Origin of the sequence: Vreelandella janggokensis (assembly GCF_031451615.1) — a bacterium.
Taxonomy (GTDB): Bacteria; Pseudomonadota; Gammaproteobacteria; order Pseudomonadales; family Halomonadaceae; genus Vreelandella; species Vreelandella janggokensis.
Genome location: NZ_JARWAJ010000002.1, coordinates 509,689 through 536,267 on the forward strand (window position 1 = coordinate 509,689; position 26,579 = coordinate 536,267).

At 58.3% G+C, this 26,579-nt stretch carries 21 protein-coding genes; 8 read left to right on the forward strand and 13 right to left on the reverse strand.

Translation table 11 applies throughout. From position 1 onward, the window contains the following. Window positions 1-182: 182 nt before the first annotated feature. Window positions 183-1,673: a MocR-like pyridoxine biosynthesis transcription factor PdxR gene (pdxR, locus tag QC816_RS09105; protein ID WP_309781730.1), complete on the reverse strand. Its 1,491-nt coding sequence runs from the start codon at window positions 1,671-1,673 to the stop codon at window positions 183-185. Window positions 1,674-1,765: 92 nt separating this feature from the next. Here pdxR and QC816_RS09110 point away from each other — a divergent pair, with 92 nt between their 5' ends. Continuing rightward, window positions 1,766-2,215: a GNAT family N-acetyltransferase gene (locus QC816_RS09110; RefSeq protein ID WP_199284087.1), complete on the forward strand. Its 450-nt coding sequence runs from the start codon at window positions 1,766-1,768 to the stop codon at window positions 2,213-2,215. A gap of 10 nt (window positions 2,216-2,225) precedes the next feature. Next, a complete protein-coding gene (locus QC816_RS09115; protein ID WP_199284086.1) occupies window positions 2,226-2,681 on the forward strand; it encodes a rhodanese-like domain-containing protein in 456 nt (151 codons plus the stop codon). Between the two features lies 1 nt (window position 2,682). Here QC816_RS09115 and QC816_RS09120 read toward each other — a convergent pair whose 3' ends face one another. The 6 genes from QC816_RS09120 to QC816_RS09145 form a co-directional block, all read right to left on the reverse strand. Then, the gene (locus QC816_RS09120) at window positions 2,683-2,946 is read right to left on the reverse strand and encodes a Txe/YoeB family addiction module toxin (RefSeq protein ID WP_199284085.1); all 264 of its coding nucleotides are present in this window, start codon (window positions 2,944-2,946) and stop codon (window positions 2,683-2,685) included. After that, entirely contained in the window at window positions 2,939-3,193 is a 255-nt protein-coding gene (locus QC816_RS09125) for a type II toxin-antitoxin system Phd/YefM family antitoxin (protein ID WP_264824765.1), read from the reverse strand. The genes QC816_RS09120 and QC816_RS09125 overlap by 8 nt, the downstream gene beginning before the upstream one ends. A gap of 93 nt (window positions 3,194-3,286) precedes the next feature. Then, window positions 3,287-3,763, reverse strand: coding sequence for a YbaK/EbsC family protein (locus QC816_RS09130; protein WP_264824766.1), 477 nt, complete (start codon window positions 3,761-3,763; stop codon window positions 3,287-3,289). A gap of 51 nt (window positions 3,764-3,814) precedes the next feature. Further along, window positions 3,815-5,083, reverse strand: coding sequence for a cytosine deaminase (codA, locus tag QC816_RS09135; RefSeq protein ID WP_309781737.1), 1,269 nt, complete (start codon window positions 5,081-5,083; stop codon window positions 3,815-3,817). A gap of 17 nt (window positions 5,084-5,100) precedes the next feature. Continuing rightward, the gene (gene codB, locus QC816_RS09140; RefSeq protein ID WP_085919762.1) at window positions 5,101-6,366 is read right to left on the reverse strand and encodes a cytosine permease; all 1,266 of its coding nucleotides are present in this window, start codon (window positions 6,364-6,366) and stop codon (window positions 5,101-5,103) included. Window positions 6,367-6,433: 67 nt separating this feature from the next. Then, on the reverse strand, window positions 6,434-7,057 hold the full coding sequence (locus QC816_RS09145) for a TetR family transcriptional regulator (RefSeq protein ID WP_085919763.1): 624 nt from the start codon (window positions 7,055-7,057) through the stop codon (window positions 6,434-6,436). A gap of 166 nt (window positions 7,058-7,223) precedes the next feature. Here QC816_RS09145 and QC816_RS09150 point away from each other — a divergent pair, with 166 nt between their 5' ends. The 4 genes from QC816_RS09150 (at window position 7,224) to QC816_RS09165 (ending at window position 14,652) form a co-directional block, all read left to right on the forward strand. After that, window positions 7,224-8,318: an efflux RND transporter periplasmic adaptor subunit gene (locus tag QC816_RS09150; RefSeq protein ID WP_085919782.1), complete on the forward strand. Its 1,095-nt coding sequence runs from the start codon at window positions 7,224-7,226 to the stop codon at window positions 8,316-8,318. 1 nt (window position 8,319) lies between these two features. Further along, window positions 8,320-11,367, forward strand: coding sequence for an efflux RND transporter permease subunit (locus tag QC816_RS09155; RefSeq protein ID WP_264824769.1), 3,048 nt, complete (start codon window positions 8,320-8,322; stop codon window positions 11,365-11,367). A 449-nt stretch (window positions 11,368-11,816) separates the two neighbouring features. Beyond that, complete coding sequence (locus QC816_RS09160; protein ID WP_309781743.1) at window positions 11,817-13,496, forward strand: methyl-accepting chemotaxis protein; 1,680 nt, start codon at window positions 11,817-11,819, stop codon at window positions 13,494-13,496. Between the two features lie 256 nt (window positions 13,497-13,752). Further along, on the forward strand, window positions 13,753-14,652 hold the full coding sequence (locus QC816_RS09165; protein ID WP_309781745.1) for a LysR substrate-binding domain-containing protein: 900 nt from the start codon (window positions 13,753-13,755) through the stop codon (window positions 14,650-14,652). 86 nt (window positions 14,653-14,738) lie between these two features. On the opposite strand, the gene QC816_RS09170 is transcribed toward QC816_RS09165, so the two are convergent. Beyond that, the gene (locus QC816_RS09170) at window positions 14,739-15,323 is read right to left on the reverse strand and encodes an HD domain-containing protein (RefSeq protein WP_309781747.1); all 585 of its coding nucleotides are present in this window, start codon (window positions 15,321-15,323) and stop codon (window positions 14,739-14,741) included. 1 nt (window position 15,324) lies between these two features. After that, window positions 15,325-16,458 carry a TauD/TfdA family dioxygenase gene (locus QC816_RS09175; protein WP_264824773.1) on the reverse strand — a complete coding sequence of 378 codons (1,134 nt, stop codon included), beginning with the start codon at window positions 16,456-16,458 and terminating at the stop codon, window positions 15,325-15,327. 490 nt (window positions 16,459-16,948) lie between these two features. Between QC816_RS09175 and QC816_RS09180 the strand changes: the two genes are divergently transcribed. Together QC816_RS09180 and QC816_RS09185 are read left to right on the forward strand one after the other, a co-directional pair. Next, complete coding sequence (locus QC816_RS09180) at window positions 16,949-18,592, forward strand: SulP family inorganic anion transporter (protein WP_264824774.1); 1,644 nt, start codon at window positions 16,949-16,951, stop codon at window positions 18,590-18,592. Window positions 18,593-18,719: 127 nt separating this feature from the next. After that, window positions 18,720-20,369 (forward strand): BCCT family transporter, encoded by a 1,650-nt coding sequence (locus tag QC816_RS09185; RefSeq protein ID WP_309781748.1) that lies wholly within the window; start codon window positions 18,720-18,722, stop codon window positions 20,367-20,369. Between the two features lie 137 nt (window positions 20,370-20,506). Here QC816_RS09185 and betC read toward each other — a convergent pair whose 3' ends face one another. From betC to hydA, 4 genes are all read right to left on the reverse strand, one after another. Further along, window positions 20,507-22,021: a choline-sulfatase gene (betC, locus tag QC816_RS09190; RefSeq protein ID WP_264824776.1), complete on the reverse strand. Its 1,515-nt coding sequence runs from the start codon at window positions 22,019-22,021 to the stop codon at window positions 20,507-20,509. A 345-nt stretch (window positions 22,022-22,366) separates the two neighbouring features. Then, window positions 22,367-23,701 carry an NAD-dependent dihydropyrimidine dehydrogenase subunit PreA gene (gene preA, locus QC816_RS09195; protein ID WP_085919774.1) on the reverse strand — a complete coding sequence of 445 codons (1,335 nt, stop codon included), beginning with the start codon at window positions 23,699-23,701 and terminating at the stop codon, window positions 22,367-22,369. Then, window positions 23,698-25,077: an NAD(P)-dependent oxidoreductase gene (locus QC816_RS09200; RefSeq protein ID WP_309781749.1), complete on the reverse strand. Its 1,380-nt coding sequence runs from the start codon at window positions 25,075-25,077 to the stop codon at window positions 23,698-23,700. The genes preA and QC816_RS09200 overlap by 4 nt, the downstream gene beginning before the upstream one ends. Before the next feature lie 58 nt (window positions 25,078-25,135). After that, window positions 25,136-26,575 carry a dihydropyrimidinase gene (gene hydA / locus QC816_RS09205; protein WP_309781750.1) on the reverse strand — a complete coding sequence of 480 codons (1,440 nt, stop codon included), beginning with the start codon at window positions 26,573-26,575 and terminating at the stop codon, window positions 25,136-25,138. Between the last annotated feature and the right edge of the window lie 4 nt (window positions 26,576-26,579).

Below are 26,579 nucleotides of genomic sequence, written 5' to 3' on the forward strand. Positions count from 1 at the left end.
GCGAGACTCTGTTTGCGAAGAGAACGGTTGAACCACGTTGACCCCATCGGGAACGCGTTGTCCCCTTGCTGGTTGATAGAAAGATGCGTGCGTAAAGAGCATTACCCTACTACAGGAAGGTACTCGGAGAATACGCGGCAGGCCATCAATTGATGGAGGGCGACGTTTGCTGTCATGTACTGCTAGGTAATGGTCACCGATTGCTTTATGGCCAAGTAGGCGTCGCTAAGCCATGCACCGGCGTTGGTAAGCTCGCATTCCGTTGAGCCCGCATAGCCGAGCACTAAACCAGGGCGCTTGTTCTCAGCAAGGTAATAGCGGGAAAGTGGCGAAAGCGTAATACCTTGCTTCTCGGCGCGTCTTACAAGCATGTTTTCTTCTTCTATGGTGTCGAGTTCGGCTAACAGGTGCATGCCCGCATGGCCGTCAGAAAGCCTAAGCCCTGCGGCCACTGCAGGCGCTAACGCCGCTCGCAAACAGGCTTGGCGCTGGCGGTAAGCGGCCCGCATCCGAGCGATGTGGCGAGTAAAGTGCCCGTTGGCAATGAATTCGGCGAGGGCCGACTGTACAGGGTAGTTACCCTCTCGGTGTAGGCGTGCGTGGGCCAGTCTGACGTCTTCGGCAAGCGCTTCAGGCACGACCAGATAGCCCAGGCGTAAGCCTGGATAGAGCACCTTACTGAAGGTGCCTACATAAATGACCGATGCCTGTTCAGCGAGGCCCTGGAGCGAGGGCGTTGGCGGCGTGTCGTAACGAAATTCGCTGTCGTAATCGTCTTCAATGATCCAACTGCCGGTGCGAGACGCATGCTCGAGTAACGTCAGCCGCCGGGGTACCGGCATGGTCACGCCGCTGGGATACTGGTGAGAGGGTGTCACGTAAATAAGCCGAGGGGCTGGCGCATTCTCTGGGGCAAGTGACGGGTTTACCCCTTCTTTATCGACGGGTATGGGCGTGACCGCCAAACCTGATGCCAGAAAACAGGCCTGAGCGCCGCCGTATCCCGGCTCCTCCATCCAAACCGAATCCCCATGATCGGTGAGTAATTGGGTAATCAGTTCAAACGCCTGCTGGGCGCCCTGGGTAATCACAATCTGTTCTGGTTGGCAGCGCACCGCGCGGGATAGTCTTAGATAGTCACAAAGAGCCGCCTTGAGAGCAGGTAGCCCGCCGCCGGTTTGATAATCCATCCATGACCGTTCCGCCTGATAATAGTGCCGACGTAACAACCGCTGCCATTGCTTGCGAGGGAACAGGTCGAGCGCAGGGACGCCAGGCGCGAAGGCGCGATGACCGTGGCTTAACGTTCCGCTTAGCGCTAATAGTTTGTTGCCTCGGTTTGAGTAGCGAACAGGCACAGGGGTTGGTGCCTCAGCCCTGGTTAACAGCGTAGGTAGGTCTGCTACATAGAGCCCTGCCCCTTGGAGAGCAATCAGCAGACCTTCCGCTAATAGCCGATCTGTGGCGGCTAGCACGGTATTGCGGCTAATACTCAAAGCGCGGGCCAAGTAGCGGGACGAGGGGAGCGCATCGCCTGCCGACAACTCGCCGTATTGAATCCACTCCTTTAGCGAGCGATAGAGCTGCTCAACCAGCGTAGCCGCTTCGTGCGGGTTTAGCCTTAGCGCCAGCGCTTCCGCAATCCAGTCGCCAGCCGCATCATGTCGTTTCACTGGTTCCCTCAAAATAGCGTTAAGTGGCTCTTTATCGTAGACCACTATAGCGGCAATCTGTGTTGAATCACCACCCAGTTGGAGTAGTCGTTATGGTTAACATTCGTTCGGCGGTACTCGAGGATCTGGAACCACTCAGTGGTTTACTCGATGGCTATCGTCAGTTTTATAAACAACCGAGTGATATTGACGCGGCGCGTGATTTTTTAGATCAGCGCATGGGGCTGGGAGATTCATTTATTCTGGTGAGCGAGAATAGTGAAGGAACGCTCACTGGTTTTGTGCAGCTTTACCCTGGGGTTTCCACGGTGGGCCTAAATGCCCGCTGGACGCTGAACGACCTCTTTGTGCTGCCTGACTGTCGTGATAAAGGCACCGGAAGGGCATTAATGGAAGCCGCTACACAGCTGGCTCACGATCACGGCGTCGCACGTTTGATGCTGATGACACAGGTCGAGAACGAGCGCGCCCAGCACCTTTATGAATCATTGGGCTGGCAGCGCAACGACGCGTTTTACGGCTATTTACTCGATATCAAATAAGGGCCAAGCGATGAAAAGCGAACATCAATCCGCCGTATTGGCGTTTCCGCCTGCTAACCCTACCGCCATGGCCGCGGCGATGGTCGACAAGCTCTGCTGGCACACGGATGCCTGGGATGTGGCGCAGGATTTGGCCAATGGCATTGCCGATATTGTGGTGATCGATACCCGCAGTTTTGAGCACTACTGTGCCGGGCATATTCCTGGGGCAATCAGTTTGCCGCATAAAGAGATGACGCCAGAGCGCTTGGCTGAGCTGGATAACACCCTTGTCTATATCACTTACTGCGATGGCATTGGCTGTAACGGCTCAACCAAAGGCGCCTGGAAGCTGGCAAGCGCAGGGCTGAAGGTAAAAGAATTGCTCGGAGGGTTGGATTTTTGGCGTCGTGACCAACACCCCATCCAAACAGGTGAGCAACAGGGAAGTTTAATCAATGCAGAGCCTGTGGCATGCGGGTGTTAGCTTAGTAATGGTAGCGGCAGGCAATAATAGTGAGAGTGGATGCATCAACGGCATAAACCAAGCGATGTGTGTCGTCGATGCGTCGCGACCATAAGCCTGAGAGGTTTTCCCTGAGGGGTTCTGGCTTTCCAATGCCCTCGAAGGGAGAGCGTTGCGTATCTGAGATAAGTTTATTGATGCGCTTTAAGGTCTTTTTATCCTGCCCTTGCCAATAGAGGTAGTCACTCCAAGCTTCATTCGTCCAGCACAACAAACGACTATTCATCTATTAGTTCCCTTGATTGCGCCTGCCCCGCACGGTACTGAGCAATGGACTTATTTAAGTGCTCCGCGTTAGCGGGTGAGCGCATCAAGTAAACGGTTTCCATAAGGCTGTTGTAGTAGTCGAGTGACATGACCACTGCATCTTCTGCGTCGCGGCGGGTAATAATCGTGGTATCGGCATCATTGACGACACCGTCCAGTAAGCTTTTCAGGCCGTTCCGCGCTTCGGTAAACGATATAACACGCATACTTTATCTCCTGTACATTGAATGGTACAAGTATAGCGCTCTACTCCAACATGTACAGTATAAAAGACATCTTTATTGTTGTGATGGACTGGATTACTCCACCTTCTCCGGCAGCTTGCACACATCTACCCACTGGCCATTGACCAGCTCGGCCAGTCGCTTGGGGCTCAGGCGCACGGCGCTATTGGATGAGCCGGCGGCGGGGAGCACTTCTTCAAAGGCGTGGAGCGATTCATCGCAGTACACCGGCAGGTCGGTGGCGAGGCCAAAGGGGCAGACGCCGCCGACCGGGTGGCTGGTGAGTTCCATGACGGTGTCGGCGTCGAGCATCTTTGCCTTGCCGCCGAAGGTGTCGCGAATCTTGCGGTTATCAATGCGCGCGTTGCCGCTGGCGACGATCAGCAGCGGTTTTTCACCCACCCGAAACGCCAGGGTCTTGGCAATTTGACCAGGGGCCACTCCATGGGCATCAGCGGCGAGCTGCACCGTGGCCGTGCTGGTTTCAAGCTCCTCGATGGTCACATCCGGGGCATGCTCGGCAAAAAACTGGCGAACGGTCTCGACGCTCATCGTGAAATCCCTGTGTTGGCTGAATGGTTAACCTAACGCGATTGGATTGTGTTAGCCAAGCCACGGTGGCGTGGTGATTCTGGCCGGCTCGCGCTGCATGATGATCTCGCCGTGGCGTACCGAGAGCAGCACCTCGCCCTGGGTGCGCAACACGCTGTAATCGTCCTCGCCGTCCAGCAGGTTGAAGCTGGCGGGTTTGCCCACTTCAATGCCGTAGCGTGATTCGATATCGAGGGTGCGCGCACTGTTGTCGGTGATCAGCGAAAGCGACTGGCTGAAATCCTGATAGCCCATCATGTGGCAGATATGCAGGCCAAAATCCAGCGTGCGCAACAGTTTGCCGTTCCCCAACGAGTACCAGGGGTCGACGATGGAATCTTCGGCAAAGCACACGTTGATGCCTGCCTCGTTGAGCTCTTTCACCCGGGTCACGCCGCGTCGCTTCGGGTAGCTGTCGAAACGCCCTTGCAAGTGAATGCTTTCGGTGGGGCAGGAGACAAAGTTGATGCCTGAGCGCTTGAGCAGCAGGAACAGCTTGGAGCAATAGGCGTTGTTATAGGAATGCATCGCCGTGGTATGGCTGGCGGTGACACGGCTGCCCAGGTCGTGAGTCAGCGCTTCATGGGCCAGCACTTCGAGAAACCGCGAGTTGGGATCGTCGATCTCGTCGCAGTGGACATCCACCAGGCGGTCGTACTTGATCGCCAGCTCGATCACCCGCTGCATGGAGGCCACCCCCAGCTCGCGGGTGTATTCGAAGTGGGGGATGCCACCGACCACATCGGCACCGATGTCCAGCGCTTCTTCCAGCAGTTTTTCGCCCCCAGGGTAGGAGAGCAGGCCATCCTGCGGGAAAGCGACCACCTGAATATCAATCTTGTCTTTCAGTTCGTCGCGTAGGGCGCACAGCGTTTTGATGCCAATCAGGCTGGGGTCGCTGGTATCGGCGTGGGTGCGTACAAACTGAACGCCGTTGCCGATCAGCAGGTTCAGCGTTTTAAGTGCCCGCTCGCGAATATCGGCTTCGGTGAGCATCGGCTTACGCTCGCCCCAGCGCTCGATGCCTTCAAACAGGGTGCCACTCTGGTTCCAGCTTGGCTCGCCCGCCGTCAGCGCCGCATCCAGATGAATATGCGGCTCGATAAACGGCGCACAAAGCAGTTTACCGCCTGCATCAATCTGTTCTTCGCGAATTTGGTCGTCGCTTGTGGTTAGTGGTGCGTCCTGGGCCGTAATCGCTGTGAATATACCGTTCTCGATCTCAATACGGTAAAGCTCGGGGCGTTGGCGTAGCCGGGCGTTGATAATCTGTATGCTCATATAAAAAAATGGCTCACTTATTGTTTGGCAACAGAGGGAAGGCTATCACCCAGCGTAGCGTGATTGATGCGCAACAGCACAGCATAGCTTCCTGCTGCGACCACGACGCCCACTAGCGGCGGCAGTAACGGCGAGAAGTAGGCGGCGCCAGCGCCTAGCGCATAGGCGGCTAAGCCACGGCGGTTAAAATCGGGTAGCTGAGCGCGTTCAAGCGCTGGATAGCGACCTTTATGCTTGAGCCAGAAGTCCGCCATGATCACGCCGCCCATGGGCGGAATAAAGGTGCCCAAAAGCACCAGGAAGGGGATCAGCAGGTTGTACATGCCGCCGACCGCCAGCACGGTCCCTATCGCCGCACCGCCTACCGTGACCAGGCGGCGTTTTTCGGTGCGTAGCAAATTGCAGCCCGCGACGGCAAAGTTGTAAATGGTGTTGTCCTGGGTGGTCCAGATATTCAGAAACAGCATCAGCACGGCGATGGTGACAAAGCCCTGGGCGATCAATACATCAACAATATCTGCTTGCTGGTAGATCATGGTGCCAAGTGCCCCGGTCAGTACCATTAAGCCGTTACCGATAAAAAAAGCCGCCATGGTAGAGATGACGGCAATTTTGGGTGTCTTGGCGAAGCGGCTCCAGTTGGTCGCCTGGGTGCCGCCGCTGATAAAGGTGCCAATGATGACGGTAATCGCCGCGGCCACGCTCATGCTCTCCGTGGGTGTTTGCTGGCTTAACCCGGCAAAGCCGCGCGCATCCACCAGTCCGGTGAAAAGGCTGATCAGGATAAACAGCATCATGGCGGGCACGGCAAAGCGTGAAAGCCAGTCCATCCCCTTGTAGCCGATCATGGCGGTGACGCAGAAACCAAAGCCAAACAGCACCATTAAGGGGATTTCCAGCCATTCGGGCATCCCGGTGGTGCGTACCAATACCAGAGCGATCGTTGCCGTGCCCCAGGCGTACCAGCCAATCTGGGTAAAGCCGAGGATGAAATCAGACAGCTTGCTGCCTTTTTCGCCGAAGCAGAAGCGCCCCATCAGCACTGAATTAAGCCCGCTTTTACAAGCGATATAGGCAAGTGTAGCGGCGTAGGCACCCAGTAAAAGATTACCCACCAGAATGATCCACAGCAGTTGGCCGATCGAGAAGGCCTGACCCAGGGTGCCCCCTGCCCACATGGTGGCGGTAAAGAAGGTAAAGCCGAGCAGTACCGCTGAAGTGGAGAGCAGGCCCTTGCGGGCGCTTAGGGGGACTTCGCTGAGGGGGTAATCTGAATGATGCATGGCAAGCTCCAGGAGAAAGAACATTCATCCAGTGTAGGAAGCAAACCGTATGCCAAGGTGGTTAAATTTAGTGTGATTTCTCCAACAGGAGTCCGCGCATCAATGTTTCGACGATGCTGCCACGGTCGGCATCCAATGAATACTGATGGGTGTCTTGCAGCCAATCAAAGCAGGTGCCAATCAAGAACCCGTGAAACTGTCGACGAGCGCTTGCGGGCGTCAAGTCTGCACGCAACTGGCCCTGCTGCTGGACCTGTTCGAACAGTTGCTCGACCCTGGCTTCTGCATGCTCGGAAAGCCGTGTAATCATGCTGATACGCGGGTGGTCGTCTTCAAGTTTTTCGCAGCGGTGCAGCACGATGGTGGCAGCCCGTTGCAGCGGCAAATCGTGGCAGATACCCGCCAGCGAGCGTTGAGCGATGTCGCGCAAACACTCTACCGGTGTCGTGCCAAGCTGTTGCACGGCGTGGTCAACGATTTCATCCAGCGGAATGCGCACCCGCTCGAGTAACGCATCAAAAAGTGCGGCCTTATCCTCAAAGTGCCAATAAATCGCCCCACGGGTAACGCCCGCTGCCTGGGCAATATGCGCGAGTGTGGTGCGAGAAACCCCCTGGGCGAGAAAAGTGGTTTCTGCCGCGTCCAGGATAGTTTCCCGGGTGCGTTCCGCGTCGGCCTTGCGGCGGTTCATGGCGGCTCCTGATCCAATACGTGACATTATTCTGGCATTGATCGCTGGCAAAGTCGCCAGCGAGTGATTAGTATACACTTCACTGACATTCATGAATGTCAGTGAAGTGTATACCACTGTCTGTTCATTGGGAATGCGGCGTTTGATCGTCATCAAGGAGCTTATCGTGCCCGTTACTTTTCTTCGCTTGCTGCCGGTTATGATGGTCTTGCTCGTGCTGGTGGGTTGTGATCAGCCTGAGGCGCAGTCAAACGAGGCGCCCAGGCCAGTGAAATTGGTAACGCTGGAAGCGGCGAATGCCACGGCGCTTAGGCAGTTTCCGGCACGCGTTGAAGCCACCACGCGCAGCAACCTCTCGTTTCGCATGGCAGGCGAACTGATTGAGCTCAACGTAAGTCCCGGTCAAAAGGTGTCGGAAGGCGAGGTCATTGCGCGTATTGATAACCGTAATGCGCAAAGCGAGCTGGATAGCGCCCGCTCACGCCTGGAGCTTGCCAAGGCAAACCTGGAACGCATGCGTTATACCCTGGAGCGTGGCGCGGTTAGCCAGTCTCGGTTTGATGAGGCAGAGAGCGAGTGGCGGGCGGCCCGCGCCACCTTTGAACAGGCTGAAGAGCAGGTCGAGCATACCCAGTTGCGTGCGCCCTACGATGGTGTGATTGCCCAGGTGCCGGTGGATAACCGGCAGATTGTCCAGGTGCAGGAAACAGTCGCCGTCATCCAGCAGCCGGGGCAACTGGACGTGGTCTTTCACCTTCCCGAGCAGATTGTCCAGCGCATGCCGCGCCGCAACGGCATGCCCTTTGGTGATGCGTTAGCCTATGAAGTGAGCTTTGGTAACAGCGATAACCTTTACCTTGCCCAGCTAGCTTCCTATACCACTCAAGCCAGCGCGCAGAGTCTGGCGTATGAAGTCACGCTGACGCTGCCCCAGCCGGATGACATCACGCTACTGGATGGCATGAGTGCCACCGTGCGCCTGGATTTGAGCGATCTGTCGTCTGAACCTTCGGCGCCACTATGGTACTTGCCTGCCGAAGCCGTGAGTTATGCAGGCGATAATCCTGATCAGGCCCAGGTATGGCGCTTTATCAAACCACAAAGCGTTGAGGCAGTGCCTGTCGATGTTGGCCGCCTGACCTCCAAAGGACTTGAGGTCAGCGGCGATTTGTCCGCGGGTGACCGGATTGTGGCCGCCGGTGCACATCGCTTGCACGCGGACATCCAGGTGACCCCGTGGGAAAAAGAGCGGGGGCTATAACATGGTTGATTATTTTTTACGCCACCGGGCCGCCAGCTATTTGATGACCGTAGTACTGCTCGCCGGCGGCGCGCTTGCGTTTTTAGGTATGGGGCAGCTCGAGTTCCCCGAGTTCACCATCCGCAATGCGTTGATCACCACCCAATATCCCGGCGCGACCCCTGAAGAAGTAGAGCAGGAAGTCACTTCGACGCTGGAAGAGTCGATCCAGGGGATGTCGTCGATCAAGCGTATCAGCTCGGTAAGTTCCGACGGCCTCTCGCAGATTACCGTCGAGCTTGAAAGCACGGTACAGAACGAAGAGCTGGAGCAACTTTGGGATTCGCTGCGTCGTAACGTTCAGGACGCCCAGGCAGCGTTACCGCCGGGAGCCAGCCAGTCCCGAGTGAACGACGATTTTGGCGATGTATTTGGCTTTATGGTCAACCTGACCGGCGAAGGCTATAGCATGCCCGACCTTGCTGACCATGCCGATTTTCTCAAGCGTGAGTTGGCGCTGGTCGACGGGGTTGAAAAGGTATCGCTCGGCGGCGAGCACGAAGAGCGCATTTTTATCGAGGTCGACCGTGAGAAACTACGCGCGCTCAATATTCCGTTAACCCGCCTGCAACAGTTGCTCGACACGCAGAATGCGGTCGCCGACTCGGGGCATCTCGAACAGGATGGACGCCGCTTCCGTATTACCCCCACTGGCAGCGCGGCAAATATCGATGACCTGCGCGCGCTTATCGTCAGCGAGGGCGATGGCGAACTGGTACGGCTCAGCGATATCGCTGACATATCGCGCGAACTGGCGGAGCAGCCCCAGCAGCTTTACCGCGATATGGGTCGGCCGGCGATGTCGCTGGGCGTCTCCTTTGAAAGCGGTGTAAACGTGGTCGAGGTGGGAGAGCGACTGCAGCAGCGTCTGGATGAACTTCAGGCCCGCACGCCACTGGGAATGGAGCTCAACGTGGTTTACGACCAGCCCCAGGTGGTCGATGAAGCCGTATCGGGCTTTTTGGTCAGCCTGATCCAGGCGGTGGCCATCGTCATCGTGGTGCTGATGCTGTTTATGGGATGGCGCAGCGGCCTGCTGATGGGGTTCATCCTGCTGATCACCATTATCGGCACCTTCATGCTGATGCGCTTCCATGGGTTGCAACTGGAAAAGATATCGCTGGGCGCGCTGATCATCGCCCTGGGTATGCTGGTGGATAATGCCATCGTGGTCACCGAGGGCATGCTGGTGGGCTTGAAACGCGGTAATACGATCCGCGAATCGGCCCACCAGGTGATTCGCCAGAACGCCTGGCCGTTGCTGGCCGCCACGCTCATCGCCATTGCCGCCTTTGCCCCGATTGGCCTGTCGCCGGATACCACCGGCGAGTTCATCGGCTCGCTGTTTTTCGTGCTGCTCTACTCGCTGCTGCTCAGCTGGATTACCGCACTGACGCTGACCCCTTTCTACTTCAAGCTGTTCTTCCGCAATGTGGCGCCTGGCGATGGCCAGGAGGACCCCTATAAAGGCATTGTGTATCGCGTTTTCAGCCGGGTGATTATCACCGGCATTCGGTTTCGCTGGGTCACGCTGGTGTTGGTGGTGGCGATACTGGCCGGGGCGGTGGTCGGCTTTGGCTCGGTGAAAAACGCCTTCTTTCCGGCGTCCAACACACCGATCTTTTTTGTCGATTACCGCACGCCGGAAGGCACGGATATCCTCGAAACCCAGCGGCGCGTTAGTGAGCTGGAAGATAGCGTGATGGCGATGGACGGCATTCGCCATCTGACCACCACCGTGGGCGGCGGTGCACAGCGTTTTACGCTCACCTACTCGCCGGAAGACCGCTACTCGAGCTACGCGCAGCTGATTGTCGAAACCGACGATAAAGCCACCCAGCGTGAACGGATGGCCGATGTTGAGGAAGTGCTGAAGCGCCACCATGGTGATATCGACTATAAAATCGCCCCGCTGGAAGTCGGCCCCGCGCCGAAAGCCAAGCTGGAGGCGCGCTTTTACGGCAGCGACCCGGAAGTGTTGCGTCAGCTGGGTTATCAGGTTGAGGCCATGTTCCGCGATACGCCGCATATGACCAGTGTGCGGACCAGCTGGGGTAATCGCGTTCAGGCCATCGAACCGGTATTTATGGAAGACACCGCGCGCAGACTGGGCGTGACCCGCGAAGACCTGGCCGCCACGCTCGCGTTGAGCACCAGCGGCAGCCAGGTGGGTATTTATCGCGACGGTAGTGACCTGATTCCCATGGTGGCGCGGGCGATCCCCAGCCAGCGCCACGACGTGGACAACCTCGGCTCGCTCAATGTGTGGAGCGAAGAGCAGGGGCGTTATATCACCGCCGACCAGGTGATCAGCGATATCAGGACCCAGGTGGCAGACCCGCTAATCAAGCGTCGCAACCGCGAACGCATGCTGGCGGTATATGGCGAGCCGGACCCGTTAAGCGGCGTGACCGCCGCCAGCGTACTGGCCGAGGTTCGTCCCGAGGTGGAAGACCTGGAGCTGCCGCCAGGCTACCGACTGGAGTGGGGCGGCGAGTATGAAACCGCCGGCGAAGCCCAAAGCGGGTTGTTCTCTTCGCTACCGCTGGGGCTGGTGATGATGTTTATCATCACCGTGGTGCTATTCAACAACTTCCGCCAGCCGCTGGCCATCTGGTCGCTGGTGCCGCTGACGATTATCGGCGTGGTGGGCGCGCTGCTGCTGACCGGCTTGCCGTTCTCGTTCATGGCGCTGCTCGGCACGCTGAGTTTGATCGGCATGGTGATCAAGAACGCCATCGTGCTGGTAGAGGAAATCAACGTACAGCTACCGTTACACCAGGACCGCTACCATGCAGTGGTACGCGCCGCCATCAGCCGTGTCAGGCCTGTCGCCATGGCCGCGCTGACCACCATGCTGGGCATGATCCCGCTGATCAGCGACGCCTTCTTTGCCAGTATGGCGGTCGCGCTGATCGGCGGCCTGGGCGTCGCCACCTTGCTGACCCTGGTGGTGTTGCCGGTGGTCTACTGCGTGCTATACCGGATCAAGGTTCACGCCGACGCATAATCCTGCCAACGGTTTTGTGCTCTTCGCTGCCCCCGTCGCTACGGCCACGGGGGCAGCGCTGTCTCTTCCCGCCATGACGCCGTTATTTCATTGTTTTCTAGGCGCAATCGTGCGCCCGACGTGATGAAGCGGCAGTGCCAAAATTATATTAGTAAATAATGGAATAAGCGCCGTTATAGTTTAAATACACATTATTGAATGTTATTCGATAACATAGGTTAAGTTTAAAATTTTGTTCATAGATAAACAGTTTCTGGCTCTTGGTTGTGTAAAAGAGTTGGGTACTTAAAGAAGTTTGGGTTTTCGCTAAAGTGGCATTTATCTCGGCCGATAAAGTTTTGCGCACAAGATAAAAGATTGTTCTTATAATCCAAGCCATCGTTCAGTCTGCGGCTAGGTTATCAAGATCATCTAAAGTGAATATACCTAGCCAGGAGCAGTACCGAACTATGAACCGTCTACTCAGCAATGTGTCCGTCAAAATGGGGTTAACCCTCGTTCTTGTTATCTTTTCGTTATTAATTATCGTTATCGCCTTTCTTGGTTATCGAGCGGGCGAAGAGGGTAGCTCTTCGCTTAGAGAAGTGGACCGTGCGGCGGATCAAATGCGCGCGGTTAACCAAGGCCAGTTATCGGTAGCAAACGCACAGCTTTTCTATGTAAACAGTTTTGTCGCGAGTTATGAAGGCGATGCTCGCTCGGCCCGTCAATACCTGGCGGAAGCTCAGGACATGCAGGAAAGTGCACGAGATCATTTTGACCAATTTGAGTCGATCGCGGTGCCGGCGCCTCGTGTAGACACCTTGATAGCAAGCTTCGAACGCCTGATCGAACAGGGGCTGATGCCCCAGGAAGTGGCGCTGGCCGCCAGTAACGAGGACGCTTTTCGCAACGCAAGAGAAACGGCCAGTGATTTGAATCAGCAGTTCATCGAGGTGAGCAGGGCTTACAACGATTACATGGCAGAGCACAACGGCATTATGGTTGCTGACTATGAAAGCGACATGCAGCTGATTGGCTATATCGATATCGCCGTGTTGATACTGGCGGCATTAATGGTGCTGTTCGTTCGCATCGCCATGGTGGGGGCGATTGTCAAGCCGCTCAATGAAGCGGTAGGACACTTTGAACGTATTGCGCAAAATGATCTCTCCGGCAGTGTCAGTTCGCGGGGCCGCAATGAAATTGGCAAGCTGTTTAGTGCCATGCAGCATATGCAGAGCAACCTGGTTAAAACAGTCACCGAGGTGCGCAATAGCAGCGGTTCGATTCATATTGGCGCGCGGGAAATTGCCAGCGGCAACGCCGATTTGTCCTCGCGTACCGAGCAGCAGGCGGCATCGCTGCAAGAGACCGCAGCAAGTATGGAACAGCTAACGACAACGGTGAAACAGAACGCCGATAACGCTCGTCATGCGACCCAGTTAGCGCAAGATGCGTCCACCACGGCAAGCAGTGGCGGCGAGGTGGTAGAGCGAGTCATTACCACCATGCACGGCATCTCGGACAGCTCCAAGAAAGTCACGGATATTATCAGTGTTATCGACTCTATTGCCTTCCAGACCAATATTCTGGCGCTTAATGCGTCGGTGGAGGCAGCACGCGCGGGTGAGCAGGGTCGCGGCTTTGCAGTCGTGGCAAGCGAAGTACGTAACCTGGCCAGCCGCAGTGCTGACGCTGCCAAAGAGATCAAGGCATTGATCGAGGCGTCATCAACCCAGGTGAAAGAAGGTTCGGTATTAGTCGAAAACGCCGGGGAAACCATGCGCGAGGTGGTGTCGTCGGTGCGCCGCGTGACCGATATCATGGATGAAATATCGGCCGCTTCTCAGGAGCAGAGTTCAGGTATTGAGCAGGTGAACCAGGCGGTTAGCCAGATGGACGAAGTCACCCAGCAGAACGCCGCGCTGGTTCAAGAAGCTTCATCGGCGGCAAGCTCGTTGGAAGATCAGGCGGCCAAGCTGGAAAGTGTCGTTTCAGCCTTCCGTCTGGCGGAAGGGGAAAGCCGCACCCAGCATGCCCCGCTCGCCGCGCCCCAAACGCAACCGGTGCTCAGGCAGCCCGCCACCCAAGGGGTGAAAAAGGCGAAAGTAGCGGCAAGCGCGGACCAAGAGTGGGAAGAGTTTTAGTATCAAGCCTGCAGGCTGACTGGTGAACCCTTGGTTTAATTCGCCTAGTGCTGGATAACCAGTGATCGCACGCAAAACGCCACCGCCCTCACTCTGTGCGGGCGGTGGCGTTTTATAGGGCGTTGATCAAGAGGAAGTCGTCGGACTAAAAGTCGAGGCCATGCGCCTACCGTCTGCTAAAGTGCCTTCCTCAGACTCCATTGATACGCTAAATGCTGGGCTGATGACGGAAGCTTAAAACACGGAGGCCTCACTGGTGTGCTACCCACCCCCTTCAATGAAGTCGCTAATTGCCTTCGAGGCCACGGCGCGTCTGGGTTCGATGACGGCGGCGGCTGACGAGGAGCGCGCGACCCAGCCGACGATCTCGCAGCGTATTCGCGCGTTAGAAGAGACGCTTGGACTGCCCCTGTTTGATCGTCAAGGCGGCCGCCTGGTGCTTACCCCTCTGGGAGAGCGTTTCTATCGGGAGATGGCCCCCAACCTCAAGGCGATTCGTGAAGCCTGCGAAAGAGTCATCCACCAGGGAGCACGGCCCGCGCCCAGCGTGTCGATCGCGGCGGGTGCGGGGTTTACCCACCTGTGTTTGTTACCATTGCTGCCAACGCTCAAACAGGCGTTTCCGACGTTGACGTTCAAGCTGGTGACGGTTGATCGTGCTGACGACCCTGAACTGCAAGCGGCAGATATAGCGATCCGTTTTGGCCCTTATATACCCCAGGAAGAGGCGGTGTTGCTGGCCAAAGAAGCGGTGTTCCCCGTATGCAGCCCTGACTACGCGCATTCGCAGGGTTTGACGGGCACGCTGACGACAGCGCAGCTTTCCCGTCTGGCGCTATTGCACCAGGATATCAAAGATCCCCGCTGGCTCGATTGGGCACAGTGGTGTCAGCAGGCGGGGATGGGCCTGACGACGCCAAGAGACGAGGTCTTTGCCTACCATAATTATGCCCTGTTGCTGAATGCGGCTCTCGCGCACCAGGGCGTGGCACTGGGTTGGTCACCTCTCGTCAAGGAGTATCTGGCAAGCGGTCAGCTGGTGGCGCTCTCCCCGTGTGTGACCCGTGATGATTACGGTTACTGGCTCAGCGTCAAGCATCACCGCAGTGCCGTCATTGCGCCGGTCAGCGATTGGCTCATCAAAGCCATCGGTTAGCCGGTCTGCCCGACCGGCTATTGCGTTCTCCCGTCTGCTCAGGAGAAAGGGTGAATGCCACGCCACGCCAGTGGCGAGCGTCATCATTACGCCAACGGATGCTCTTCCCCAATAACGGCGGGATCGAAGGGTGTGCGTGAAAACACGCTGCGCAACATGGGTTCGAAGTACTCCAGCGGAGGCGTGGGGTAGTCAGGGTCGAAGGCCGCCTGATCATAGCGCTCGCAGAAGTCCACGCAGCTCTGGTACCAGGGATGATCCCGGTAGCGGTCACGCTCGTTGGGATCTTCGCCGAAGTGATGGGCGTAGTAGACTTTCTGGAAGAGGCCATGGTGGTGCACGATCCAGGTGACCTCGGCGCGGACGTAGGGGCGGATGATCGACGCGGCCAACTGCGAGTGATTATAGGGCGCCAGTTCGTCGCCAAGATCGTGTAGCAGGGCACCAATGATCATATCCTTATCGGCGCCGTCTGCCTCGGCACGGGCGGCTGTCTGGAGCGAATGCTCCAGGCGTGTTACCTGATAGCCGCTCAAACCGAGCTCGAGATGACGCAATGCCTGCAGGATGCGGTCGACCAAGCCTTGGTTGAACTCGTCTTCAAGCTGTTCGAGGAAGACGTATTCCTCGCGAGTGCCGTCTTTCATTTGCCGAAACTGAACCTGTTCCATGTTAAGCCACCTTTCCCATTAAACCTTGCTGTTTCATCAGGCTTGCGAAGCGTTCGCGCGGACCATCGGTGTCGAGATAGCACCCCTGTACATGGCGATGGCCCTCGTCGGTGTTGTAACTCGTTCGCCCGTGCAGAACTCGGCTGTTGTCGAACATCATCAAATCGCCAGCGGCGAGGGGAAAACGCACTTCGTAGGCGGGATCCGTCAACAGTTCACCGAGGCGTTGACGCGCCCGATGAAAGAGCCGTGTCTGGGCATCGGAGAGGAGCGGCAGGGCATCCAGGCGAGGACTGTAGTGAACGCCGGTGGGATGGCCGTCGTCGTTGGTCTGGATCATGGTGCGATGGGTGACCAGCTCAGTACCGGCATCAATGAAGCGAAAGCGCACCGGGGTACGCTTGAGCAGCGCGTAACCCTCGGGGTTTTCCGCGCGCAATTGCTCGAGCACCTTCAGGCTGTCGGCGAGCGTAGACAGCCCCCCCGTGGTTTCGTTAACCAGGCAGTGCAGCAGTTGAATACCCGGCACCGGGCTGCGGTAGGGATTATCGGTATGCGGCCCCAGTGCGACGCTACGATAAGCCAGGTCGTTGCCGGTCGGGCGGGAGTAGACCTCGAAATAACGGCCAAAATTGGTTTCCTTGACGTAGCCGAAGTGGCTGCCGACCTGGAGGATTTGCTCCGGGTCTGTCGGCACGCCTTGAAGGATGATGTAGCCGTACCGCAAGTAGGCGTCCAGTGACGCCTGGAAGTAGGCTGGATCGTCTAGCGTTCGGGGCCAGTCAAAGCGCAGCCGGTCTTGATTGAGGCTCGCGTCCCAAGGCTCGGCGCAAGGGAAGTGGCTGTTGTCGTCCAGCTCATCGGCGAGTACGCGAAGATCATAGGTCTCCTTGTGGCCATCGCTAAACGCCAAAACAACATGATGCTCGTCGACCAGGACTGCACTCTCGAGTGTCAGCGCCGAATCGATGGCATGGGAGTCGAATAGGCGTTGCTGTGTCATTGACTCTAACTGATCAGGCGCGCGTGTTCGCTCACGTAGCCACAGTGGGCTGATTTCCTGAGAGTGATCTCCTTCGTCAATGACAATGGAGGGGGGCTGTTCATGGACGATAAGTGCATGGCGGTTGGGCATGGCGGTCCTCCTCGATGGGTTGCGATTAGCTCGTTTGCTATGACGGGGAACATAGCGATTGAGCAACCAAGCGAGTAGCGCCTTTCTCTTATGCCATTCCATGCATTTTTTTTATACCCGCCCGGGATAATTCGATAGGTCCTGAAGAACGGAGTGGTGAAGGGACCCGGAGGCCAATGTGTGCTTGGGCTCAGGTGCCGAATAAATCGTTGGTCTGTTGGCGACAAGCACGTCATCGTACAGAGACTTACGTCGACCCGATGAACTGTTTCAACGCTGGCAATCCGCGCCAGTGAGGTTTCCCCATGACAGCACCCCCAATAGGGATAAGCCAGTCTCCTGGCGTGCCTTTCAAGACAACTGACGTTTCCCTACGTCACCGTTGTCTCGCCGAGAGGCAGGGCGGCTCGCATGACGTCCATGACCCCAGTGAACGGAAATCTCTTGTGCGACGTGCGCGTGCCGCGAAACGTCTCCCGGAGATACCGCGATGACGTCGCCACCCCGTAGGAACCGGTCAACAGTCGGCTGGCACGGTTTGCCGTTTCTACAATGGCTGCCACAGCAAACGACGCGTTCACTGCGCATCGATGCCATCGCGGGATTGACCGGCGCAGTATTGGTGCTTCCCCAAGGCGTTGCCTATGCGCTACTGGCCGGTCTTCCCCCGGAGTACGGCCTTTATGCGGCCATTGTGCCGGTCATACTGGCGGCGCTGTTCGGTTCGTCCCGGCAGATGGTCAGCGGGCCGGTGGCTGCCCTGTCGATCGCGCTCTTTTCCACCCTGCAGCCTTTTGCCGACGCAGGCTCCAGCGAGTTCATTACGCTGGCGATGACACTGACGTTCCTGGCGGGTCTCTTTCAGTTGCTGTTAGGCCTGGCGCGCTTGGGCGCGCTGGTCGAGTTGGTGTCGCATTCCGTCATCACCGGATTTACGGCAGGGGCCGCGCTGATCATTGCCGCCAGCCAGTTACCCCATGCGCTGGGGCTGGCGCAAATCGAAAGCGGCAACTTTCTTGCTATCTGGCCTCAGTTGATTGCTCGCTTCGAGGCGATAGAGCCCACGGCACTTTTCATCACGGTGTTTACCGTTGTCATCTGCTTGGTATTTCAGCGCTGGCTGCCACGCTGGCCGGGGATGATCGTGGCGATTGTGGCGGCCGCGCTACTGGCCGCCTGGCTGGATCCAAGCCGTGAGATCGTCCAGCGCGTCACGTCTGTCCAGGCCGGGCTGCCTCCGCTATCAACCCCCGACCTTTCCCTGGAAAACCTGCGTTTGCTGACGCCAGGCGCCATCGCGTTGGGCCTGCTTGGGCTGGTGCAGTCGATTGCCATCGCCCGGGCCATCGCATCGCGAACGGGTCAACGGCTCGACAATAATCAGGAGTTCATCGGCCAGGGGCTATCTAACCTGGGCGGGGCTTTCTTCTCCGGTTTTATCTCTTCAGGATCACTGACGCGTTCTGGGCTCAACGCCAGCGCAGGCGCCTGTTCACCCCTGGCCGCCCTGTTCTCGGCGCTGTTTCTGGTGCCTATTCTGCTGGTGGCCTCTCCATTACTGAAATACATGCCGATGCCGGCCATTGCTGGGCAACTGCTATTGATCGCCTTCAAGCTGGTCGACTGGAAAAGTATCCGCGAGTCACTGACGCTAAGCCGCTCGGAAGCCACGGTATTGCTGATTACCTTTTTAAGCACGCTGATCGTGGCGCTGGAGTTCGCGATCTACCTGGGCGTGCTGGCCTCGTTGATACTCTATTTGCGCCGCACCACTCGGCCACCGGTGGTGGAGAGCGACCTGTCCCAGGCGCCGTTGATGATTCAGCAAGTCGTGGAAGCGCAGTACTGCGATGTTGTCAGGATCGACGGCTCCCTGTTTTTCGGTGCTTGCGACTCGATAGCCCGCAGGCTGGAGCGTTGCGAACAGCCCGATCTTGTCATCCTGGCGGCGGGCATCAATTTCATCGACCTCAACGGCATTCATCTTCTACAGCGCCAGGCGCGCCTCTGCCATGCCCGGGGCGGCAAGCTGCACCTGGCCTGGATCAAGCCCAGTGTCGTCGCCCGCCTGCAACGCGTGGGGCTGGTCGGCGACGCGCAACCGAACGGGCCATTTGTGGCCATTACCTTGTGAGAGACGTGGTCAGGGTTTTTCTGATGACAACGTTTCGAGCAATGCGTCATTTCACTTCGCAAGGCGGTCTTTAATGACCATAAGAGAGTAGCGACAACTCGATCACTACAATAAGGAGATAGACCCTATGGGCTTCTTAAATAAACGGGCTTCGTCGACGTACGACGATAGCGACATGCAGACGGATTATGTTGTCGGGCAGGACAACATCAAGGGCAGTGTGGGGCCCATCGGCTTTGACATTCACAACCGTGTCTTTGTCCTATCCGCCCTCGCCTCGTTGATTTTCATCGTGCTGACCCTGATGTTCCCGGCGCAGGCAGGGGCGCTTTTCCAATCCATCGTCAGCTTCTCGACGCGCACGCTGGACTGGTACTTCATGATCCTGGTGGATTTCTTCGTTCTCTTCTGCCTGGTGCTGATCGTGCTTCCCCATGGCAAGGTGAGACTGGGTGGGCCGGATGCCCGGCCGGAACACAGTTACCTGTCTTGGTTCGCACTGTTGTTTACCGCGGGTATCGGGATCGCCTTGCTGTTCTTCAGCGTGCTGGAACCGGTTTATCATGCGAATGTGTCGTCGCCCTTAGGCACCCCTTCACCCTTCGGCGCCGACGGTGCGCTGAATCTGGCCGCGGTTGACGAAGCCTCGGCCATGGGGTTGGCGGGGACCTTTCTACACTGGGGGCTGCACGGCTGGGCCGTCTACGCGGTGATGGCGCTCGCCCTGGCGATCTTCAGCTATAACAAGCAACTGCCGTTTTCTATTCGCTCGATCTTCTTTCCCATCCTGGGGGATCGCGTATGGGGCTGGTGGGGTCACGGGATCGATATCCTGGCGGTGTTTTCCACCTTGTTCGGCTTGGCCACGGCACTGGGCTTGGGCGCCCAGCAGGCCAACGCGGGACTGAATTTCGTCTTCGGCATGGCCATCAATACCACGACCCAGGTCATTATCATTGCCCTGGTCACCGCGGTGGCGCTGGTGTCGGTATGGCGCGGCCTCGAGGGGGGCGTCAAGCGACTCTCCGAGATCAATATGGGGGCATCCGTGTTGTTCTTCCTCTTCGTGCTGTTCGCCGGCCCGACCCTGATGGCGATCAGCGGCATGTGGACAGGAATCAGCCATTATGTGACGGAATTCATTCCGCTATCGGCACCCTTTGGTCGTGACGATGACGCCTATCGCCAAGCCTGGTCGGTCTTTTACTGGGCTTGGTGGGTCAGCTGGGCGCCTTTTGTCGGCATGTTCGTCGCGCGGGTGTCCAAAGGACGTACTGTGCGTGAATTCTTGCTGTGCGTGCTGATCGTGCCGAGTCTTTTTATCTTTATCTGGATGGGGGTATTCGGCAGCATCGCGCTGGATCAGCTCTATACCAATCCCGCCGCCAGTCTGGTCAAGGAGTACGTGATCGATAGCTACCGTCCCGAATTGGCCCTGTTCGGCATGCTCAATGAGCTACCACTGACGGGCTTGATGTCGACCCTTGGGATCATCCTGGCGCTGACCTTCTTCGTGACGTCATCGGATTCCGGCTCTCTGGTGATCGATACCATCACCGCTGGCGGCAAGATCGAAGCACCGCGGCCTCAACGCATGTTCTGGGCGACGGTGGAGGGGCTGATTGCCATTGTATTGTTGATCGGTGGCGGATTATCGGCGCTTCAGGCGGGTGTCACGGCGACGGCCATCCCCTTTTCCATCTTGATGCTGCTGATGTGCTACGCGATCATCCGCGCCCTGAACGGCGAGCTGCGCCGTATGCGCCACGCAAGTTGACGTGATCTTCCCTTTGCCGGACAAGACGTCCGGTAGAGGGGCTTTTACCATCCTCACAAGAAAAAACGCCCGTACCTAAGGTACGGGCGTTTACGTTGCTTGCCGAGTCGGCTCAGGCGAGGTGATTCGCCATGGCCTTATTCGCCACGGGGAAAGCGCTGGGCTTCTTCGACTTCGTTGAGATCCATGTGGTTACGCATGTAACGCTCGGAAGCGTCCTGAAGCGGCTGATAGTCCCACGGGTAGTAGTGGCCATTGCGCAGGGCCTCGTAGACGATCAGGCGCTGCGCCTGGGAGGCGCGCACGTCGGTATCGAAGGCTTTCATGTCCCAGCGCTCGTGCACCTTGGCCTGATAGTCGGTCACTACCTCGGCGTAGTCGGGATGCGCCGCCAGGTTGTGCTGCTCCAGCGGGTCGGCCTCCAGGTCGAATAGCTGCGGCGGGTCGATCTCGCAATAGTTGAATTTCCACTTGCCCTCGCGGATGGTCACGATGGGCGAGTAGCTGGCCTCGGCGGCGTATTCCATGTATACCGGCGCGTCGCGCTTCTCGCCTCGGGTCAAGGGAAGCAGCGACTGGCCGTCGGTGTAGGGGGCGATCGAGGTGAGATCGATGCCGACCAGGTCGGCGATGGTGGTATTGATATCGATGATCGATACCGGATCTTCGACATTGCGCGGTTCGATCCCTGGGGCAGACAGCATCAGCGGTACCCGCGAAGAGCCTTCATAGGGACTCATCTTGAACCACAGGCCCTTCTCGCCCAGCATATCGCCGTGGTCGGCGCAGACCACGATAATCGTGTTGTCGAGCATGCGGGTGCGTTCGAGCACGTCGAGAACGCCGCCGATCTTGTCGTCGATATAGGAGATGTTGGCGAAATAGCCCTGGCGAGCGTTGCGCACGTCCTGGGGCTGGATATTGAACTTGGTATAGTCGTTGGCTTCGAAAATCCGCTGGGAGTGCGGATCCAGCTCATCGAAGGGTACGGGCCCTTGCTGTGGCTCTAGATACTCGCAGTCGTTATATAAATCCCAGTATTGGCGACGCGCCACATAGGGGTCGTGCGGGTGGGTAAAGCTGACGCACAGCGCCCAGGGACGCTCGTCGTGACCACGCGACAGGTCGTACAGCTTCTGCTCGGCGTGGAACGCGACTTCGTCGTCGTATTCCATCTGATTGGAAATTTCGGCAACGCCAGCGCCTGTCACCGATCCCAGGTTGTGGTACCACCAGTCGATACGCTCACCTGGCCTGGTGTAGTCAGGTGTCCAGCCGAAATCAGCCGGGTAGACATCCGTGGTCAGGCGTTTCTCGAAGCCATGGAGCTGGTCCGGGCCGACGAAGTGCATCTTGCCTGACAAGCAGGTGGAATAACCGGCGCGGCGCAAATGGTGCGCCCAGGTCGGCACGCTTGAGGGAAACTCCGCCGCGTTGTCGTACACCCCGGTGCGGCTTGGCAGCTGGCTCGACATGAAGGCGGCTCGCCCCGGTGCACACAGGTAGCTTGGCGTATAGGCATTGTTGAAGTTGACCGAGCGCTTGGCCAGTTTCTTGAGGTTGGGCGCATGCAAAAAGTCGGCGGGGCCATCCTTAAAGAGTGTGCCGTTGAGCTGGTCGGCCATTAGCACCAATACATTAGGCTTTGTCATATGGGAATCTCCCTGGCGAGTATGGTTGGCGTTCGAAGCTGCGTATAAGCGCAACTTCTATCCCCGTACAATGACGTGCCCGGAGCAGGTAAACCAACGATTTATTCGCCCCCTGAGCCCTAACTCACATTGGTCTCCGGCAGAACCGACGTTGAAGTGATCGTCTCTGTTACCGTCATTAATGTTTCAAGGCGTACTGAATTGATCAGTCAAGCGAGGAGGCCCACGCGCATCGACGTTCGGGGGGAGCCGTTCAATCAGGCCGAGGCCCATATGGATGAGGAGGCACAGCAAAACGCCACCGCCCTCACTCAGTAGGGGCGGTGGCGTTTTATAGGGCGTTGATCAAGAGGCCGCGCGGAAGGGGTTGCGCGGGTCGTCATCCCAGGCCAGGAAGGGCTTGCCGGTTTCCTGGGGCACCATGGTGATGCAGTTCTCCACCGGGCAGGTGATCTGGCACAGGTTGCAGCCCACGCACTCTTCCTCGATGACTTCGTAGCGGCGCGCGCCATCCTGCTCGGTGAGCTTGGCAATCGACTGGTGAGAGGTATCCTCGCAGGCGATATAGCAGCGGCCGCACTCGATGCACAGGTCCTGATCGATCTTGGCGATGGTCTTGAAGTTGATATCCAGATGCTTCCAGTCGGTCGTCTGGGGGATCGCCTTGCGCGAGAACGCCTCAATGGAGTCGTAGCCTTTTTCGGCCATCCAGCGGGAAAGGCCGTCTTTCATCTCCTCCACAATGCGAAAGCCGTTGAGCATCGCCGCGGTACATACCTGCACGCTGCCAGCCCCCAGGGCGATAAACTCTGCTGCATCCCGCCAGGTGGCAATGCCGCCAATGCCAGAGATTGGCAGCGTGGGCGTCGCCGGGTCGCGGGCAATTTCCGCCACCATGTTCATCGCGATGGGTTTGACGGCGCTGCCGCAGTAGCCGCCGTGGGTGCTCTGGTGGCCGACGGTGGGTTTGGCGACCATGTTGTCCAGGTCGATGCTGGTGATCGAGTTGATGGTGTTGATCAGCGACACCGCATCGGCGCCGCCGCGCAGTGCCGCTTGGGCGCCCACGCGAATATCGGTGATGTTAGGCGTCAGCTTGACGATCACCGGTTTGGAGTAGTGTTTCTTGCACCAGTAGGTGACTTTTTCGATCAGGTCCGGGTTTTGGCCCACCGCCGCACCCATGCCGCGTTCGGGCATGCCGTGGGGGCAGCCCAGGTTGAGCTCGATGCCGTCGGCGCCGGTGGCTTCCACGCGCGGCAGTATATAGGCCCAGGCCTCTTCATTGCAGGGCACCATAATGGAAACGATCAATGCCCGGTCGGGCCAGTCCTTCTTCACCTGGGTGATTTCTTCGAGATTGATCTCAAGCGAGCGGTCGGTAATCAGCTCGATATTGTTAAAACCGATCACTTCGCGGTTCTTGCCGTAGTGGGCCGAATAGCGCGACGACACGTTCACTGCGGGCGGCTCTTCGCCGAGGGTTTTCCACACCACGCCGCCCCAGCCCGCTTCATAGGCGCGTACCACGTTGTAGGCCTTGTCGGTGGGCGGGGCGGACGCCAGCCAGAACGGGTTGGGGGCTTTGATGCCGGCGAAATTGACTGATAGATCAACGCCGTTGACCACGCTATCGCCGCTGTCGTGCTTGCCCGGTGGGGTAAAATTGAGGGTGTTCATGCGGCCTCCTGCTTGGCGACGAGCGCCTGATGAATGGCGTGGGCGGCAAGCTTGCCGTGCTGCACGGCCTGAACGGTGAGGTCCTGGCCGGGTTTTACACAGTCACCGCCGGCGTAAACGTTGGGCAGCGAGGTGCGCAGCATGTCATCGACCTGAATGCGCTCGCCGTCGCGGGCGAGTTCGGCGGCGGTGGCGTCGCGAAGGCTTGCCCCTTCAAAGCCCTGACCAATCGCCTTGAAGATGGCGTCGGCGGCAATCTCGAAGGTGTCGCCGGTCGCCGTCAGTTGCCCCGCTTGTTCCTGGGTCTTGGCAAAGCGCATGCCGGCTACCCGGCCTTGGCTATCCAGCAGGATGTCGTCGGGCTGTGCCCAGGTGACCATGCGCACGCCGTTGGCTTTGGCGATCTCCTGTTCGTGGTCGGTGGCTGACATCGCCTCGACGCCGCGACGGTAGACCAGCGTCACCTCGGTGGCGCCCAGGCGGGCCATCTGGGTCGCCATGTCGATGGCGGTATTGCCTGCGCCAATCACGATGCAGCGCTTGGCCACGGCTAGGCTGCCCAGGTCATCGGTTTGGCGCAGGGTCTTGATGTAGTCCACGGCGGGCATCAGGCCGGGTGCTTCATCGCCGGTAAGCACCAGGGCGCGGCTGGTACCTAGCCCAAGGCCGAGAAATACACTGTCGTACTGTTGATGCAGGGCGGCCAGTTCCAGGTTGTCGCCCAGGCGCTGGCCGTACTGGATGTCGATGCCGCCGATCTCGAGCAGAAACTCGACTTCCTTACGGGCGAAGTCATCGGTCATCTTGTAGCGGGCGATGCCGTACTCGTTAAGTCCACCGGGCTTTTGCTCGGCCTCGAAGATGGTTACCTGATGGCCGAGCATCGCCAGTCGGTGCGCGCAGGCGAGCCCAGCGGGGCCGGCGCCGACCACGGCAATATGCCGACCGGTGGTGGCAGCCCGCTTGAACGGGTGGCCATCGAACTGCATGTTGTCGGTGGCGTGACGCTGAAGCAGGCCGATCAGCACCGGTTGGCACTCGGCGTCGTGGTTGCGCACGCAACTACGCTCGCAAAGGATTTCGGTGGGGCACACCCTGGCGCAGCTGCCGCCCAGGATGTTGGCTTCCAGGATGGTTTCCGCCGCGCCGTTGATGTTGTTTTCGCTGATCTGGCGAATGAAGCTCGGGATGTCGATCTCCGACGGGCAGGCCTCCACGCAGGGCGCATCGAAGCAGTAGAGACAGCGCTGACTTTCGATCATCGCCTGGCGATGGGTCAGCGGCGGGTGCAGATCGCTAAAGTTGCTTGCCAGCGTAGCTGGGTCGTAGGTGCCGACCTCTTTGGCGCTGGGTAGATGGTTCAGTTGGCTAGTCACGGTAGAGCCTCCGCTGTTGTTATGGGCACAGCTGTTGGTCTTGGTCGTTCTTTATGGGTCAGCGCTTGACTGCCATCGGCGCATTTAGCTCGGCACGCTTGGCCAGCAGCTCAAACATGCCAGGGTAGGCAGGGCGTTCTAAATACCGGCCTGCACCGCGCTCGGCGCGTAGGTCACCGTCGCGCCACACCCATTTGCCCTGGCTGATGGTGTGGCGGGCGATGCCGCGTACCGTCTTGCCTTCGAAGATATTGAAGTCGACGTTCTGGTGGTGGGTCTTGGCGGAAATCGTCCGCGTGCCATTGGGATCCCACACCACGATATCGGCATCGGCACCCACCTGAATCGCGCCCTTGCGGGGGTAGAGATTGAAAATCTTGGCGGTGTTGGTCGACGTCAGCGCGACAAACTCCTGGGGCGACAGCTTGCCGGTGTTGACGCCTTCATCCCAGAGTACGGCCAGGCGGTCCTCGACCCCGGCAGTGCCGTTGGGAATCTTGGTGAAGTCATCCTTGCCTGCGGCTTTCTGATCGGCACAGAAACAGCAGTGGTCGGTGGCGGTGGTTTGCAGGTTGCCGGACTGCAGACCATGCCAAAGCGCTTCCTGATGGCCTTTAGGGCGGAAGGGCGGGCTCATTACATGCGCCGCGGCGCGGCCCCAGTCGGTATCCTGGTAGACGCTGTCGTCGATCACTAGGTGGCCGGCCAGACACTCGCCGTAAACCTGGTGCCCCTGGTCCCGGGCGTAGGCAATTTCGTCCACGGCGTCCTTGGTGGAAACGTGCACCAGATAAATCGGGGCACCCAGGGTGCTGGCGATACGAATGGCGCGGCTGGCAGCCTCGCCTTCTACCTGGGGCGGGCGCGAAAGCGGGTGGGCCTCCGGTCCGGTAAGGCCCTGGGCGAGCAGTTTCTGCTGCATGTGGTAGACCAGCTCGCCGTTTTCAGCGTGAACCGTCGGCACCGCGCCCAACTCCAGGCAGCGCGAAAAGCTCTCCACCAGGATGTCATCGGTGGCCATGATGGCACCTTTGTAGGCCATGAAGTGCTTGAAACTGTTGACCCCGTGTTCGTGCACCAGCGTGCCCATTTCCTCCCGTACACTGTCGTCCCACCAGGTGATCGCCACGTGAAAAGCAAAGTCGGTGGCGGCTTTTTCGGCCCACCCCTGCCAGGTCTCGAACGCCTCCAGCAGCGACTGCCCCGGCTGAGGAATCACGAAGTCGATAATTGAGGTGGTGCCGCCCGCCAGGGCCGCGGCGGTGCCGGTGTAGAAGTCTTCGCTGGCCACGGTACCCATAAACGGCAGCTGCATATGGGTATGGGGGTCAATACCGCCGGGCATCACCAGCTGGTCGCTGGCATCGACGATTTCACAACCATCGGGTATGTCTAAATCAGTGCCGATAGCGTGAATCTTACCGTCAACGCAGAGCACGTCGGCGCGGTAGGTATCGGTATTGGTGACGACAGTGCCGCCCTTGATCAATAGGCTCATTGCT

Excerpts from the sequence above, each read along its gene's own strand:
- QC816_RS09160 (WP_309781743.1), top strand. The coding sequence starts at position 11,817 with ATGAACCGTCTACTCAGCAATGTGTCCGTCAAAATGGGGTTAACCCTC.
- QC816_RS09170 (WP_309781747.1), bottom strand. The coding sequence starts at position 15,323 with ATGGAACAGGTTCAGTTTCGGCAAATGAAAGACGGCACTCGCGAGGAA.
- preA (WP_085919774.1), bottom strand. The coding sequence starts at position 23,701 with ATGAACACCCTCAATTTTACCCCACCGGGCAAGCACGACAGCGGCGAT.
- QC816_RS09145 (WP_085919763.1), bottom strand. The coding sequence starts at position 7,057 with ATGAACCGCCGCAAGGCCGACGCGGAACGCACCCGGGAAACTATCCTG.
- QC816_RS09180 (WP_264824774.1), top strand. The coding sequence starts at position 16,949 with ATGACGTCGCCACCCCGTAGGAACCGGTCAACAGTCGGCTGGCACGGT.
- QC816_RS09115 (WP_199284086.1), top strand. The coding sequence starts at position 2,226 with ATGAAAAGCGAACATCAATCCGCCGTATTGGCGTTTCCGCCTGCTAAC.
- QC816_RS09175 (WP_264824773.1), bottom strand. The coding sequence starts at position 16,458 with ATGCCCAACCGCCATGCACTTATCGTCCATGAACAGCCCCCCTCCATT.
- QC816_RS09125 (WP_264824765.1), bottom strand. The coding sequence starts at position 3,193 with ATGCGTGTTATATCGTTTACCGAAGCGCGGAACGGCCTGAAAAGCTTA.
- hydA (WP_309781750.1), bottom strand. The coding sequence starts at position 26,575 with ATGAGCCTATTGATCAAGGGCGGCACTGTCGTCACCAATACCGATACC.
- QC816_RS09185 (WP_309781748.1), top strand. The coding sequence starts at position 18,720 with ATGGGCTTCTTAAATAAACGGGCTTCGTCGACGTACGACGATAGCGAC.
- betC (WP_264824776.1), bottom strand. The coding sequence starts at position 22,021 with ATGACAAAGCCTAATGTATTGGTGCTAATGGCCGACCAGCTCAACGGC.
- QC816_RS09155 (WP_264824769.1), top strand. The coding sequence starts at position 8,320 with ATGGTTGATTATTTTTTACGCCACCGGGCCGCCAGCTATTTGATGACC.
- codB (WP_085919762.1), bottom strand. The coding sequence starts at position 6,366 with ATGCATCATTCAGATTACCCCCTCAGCGAAGTCCCCCTAAGCGCCCGC.
- codA (WP_309781737.1), bottom strand. The coding sequence starts at position 5,083 with ATGAGCATACAGATTATCAACGCCCGGCTACGCCAACGCCCCGAGCTT.
- QC816_RS09110 (WP_199284087.1), top strand. The coding sequence starts at position 1,766 with ATGGTTAACATTCGTTCGGCGGTACTCGAGGATCTGGAACCACTCAGT.
- QC816_RS09130 (WP_264824766.1), bottom strand. The coding sequence starts at position 3,763 with ATGAGCGTCGAGACCGTTCGCCAGTTTTTTGCCGAGCATGCCCCGGAT.
- QC816_RS09120 (WP_199284085.1), bottom strand. The coding sequence starts at position 2,946 with ATGAATAGTCGTTTGTTGTGCTGGACGAATGAAGCTTGGAGTGACTAC.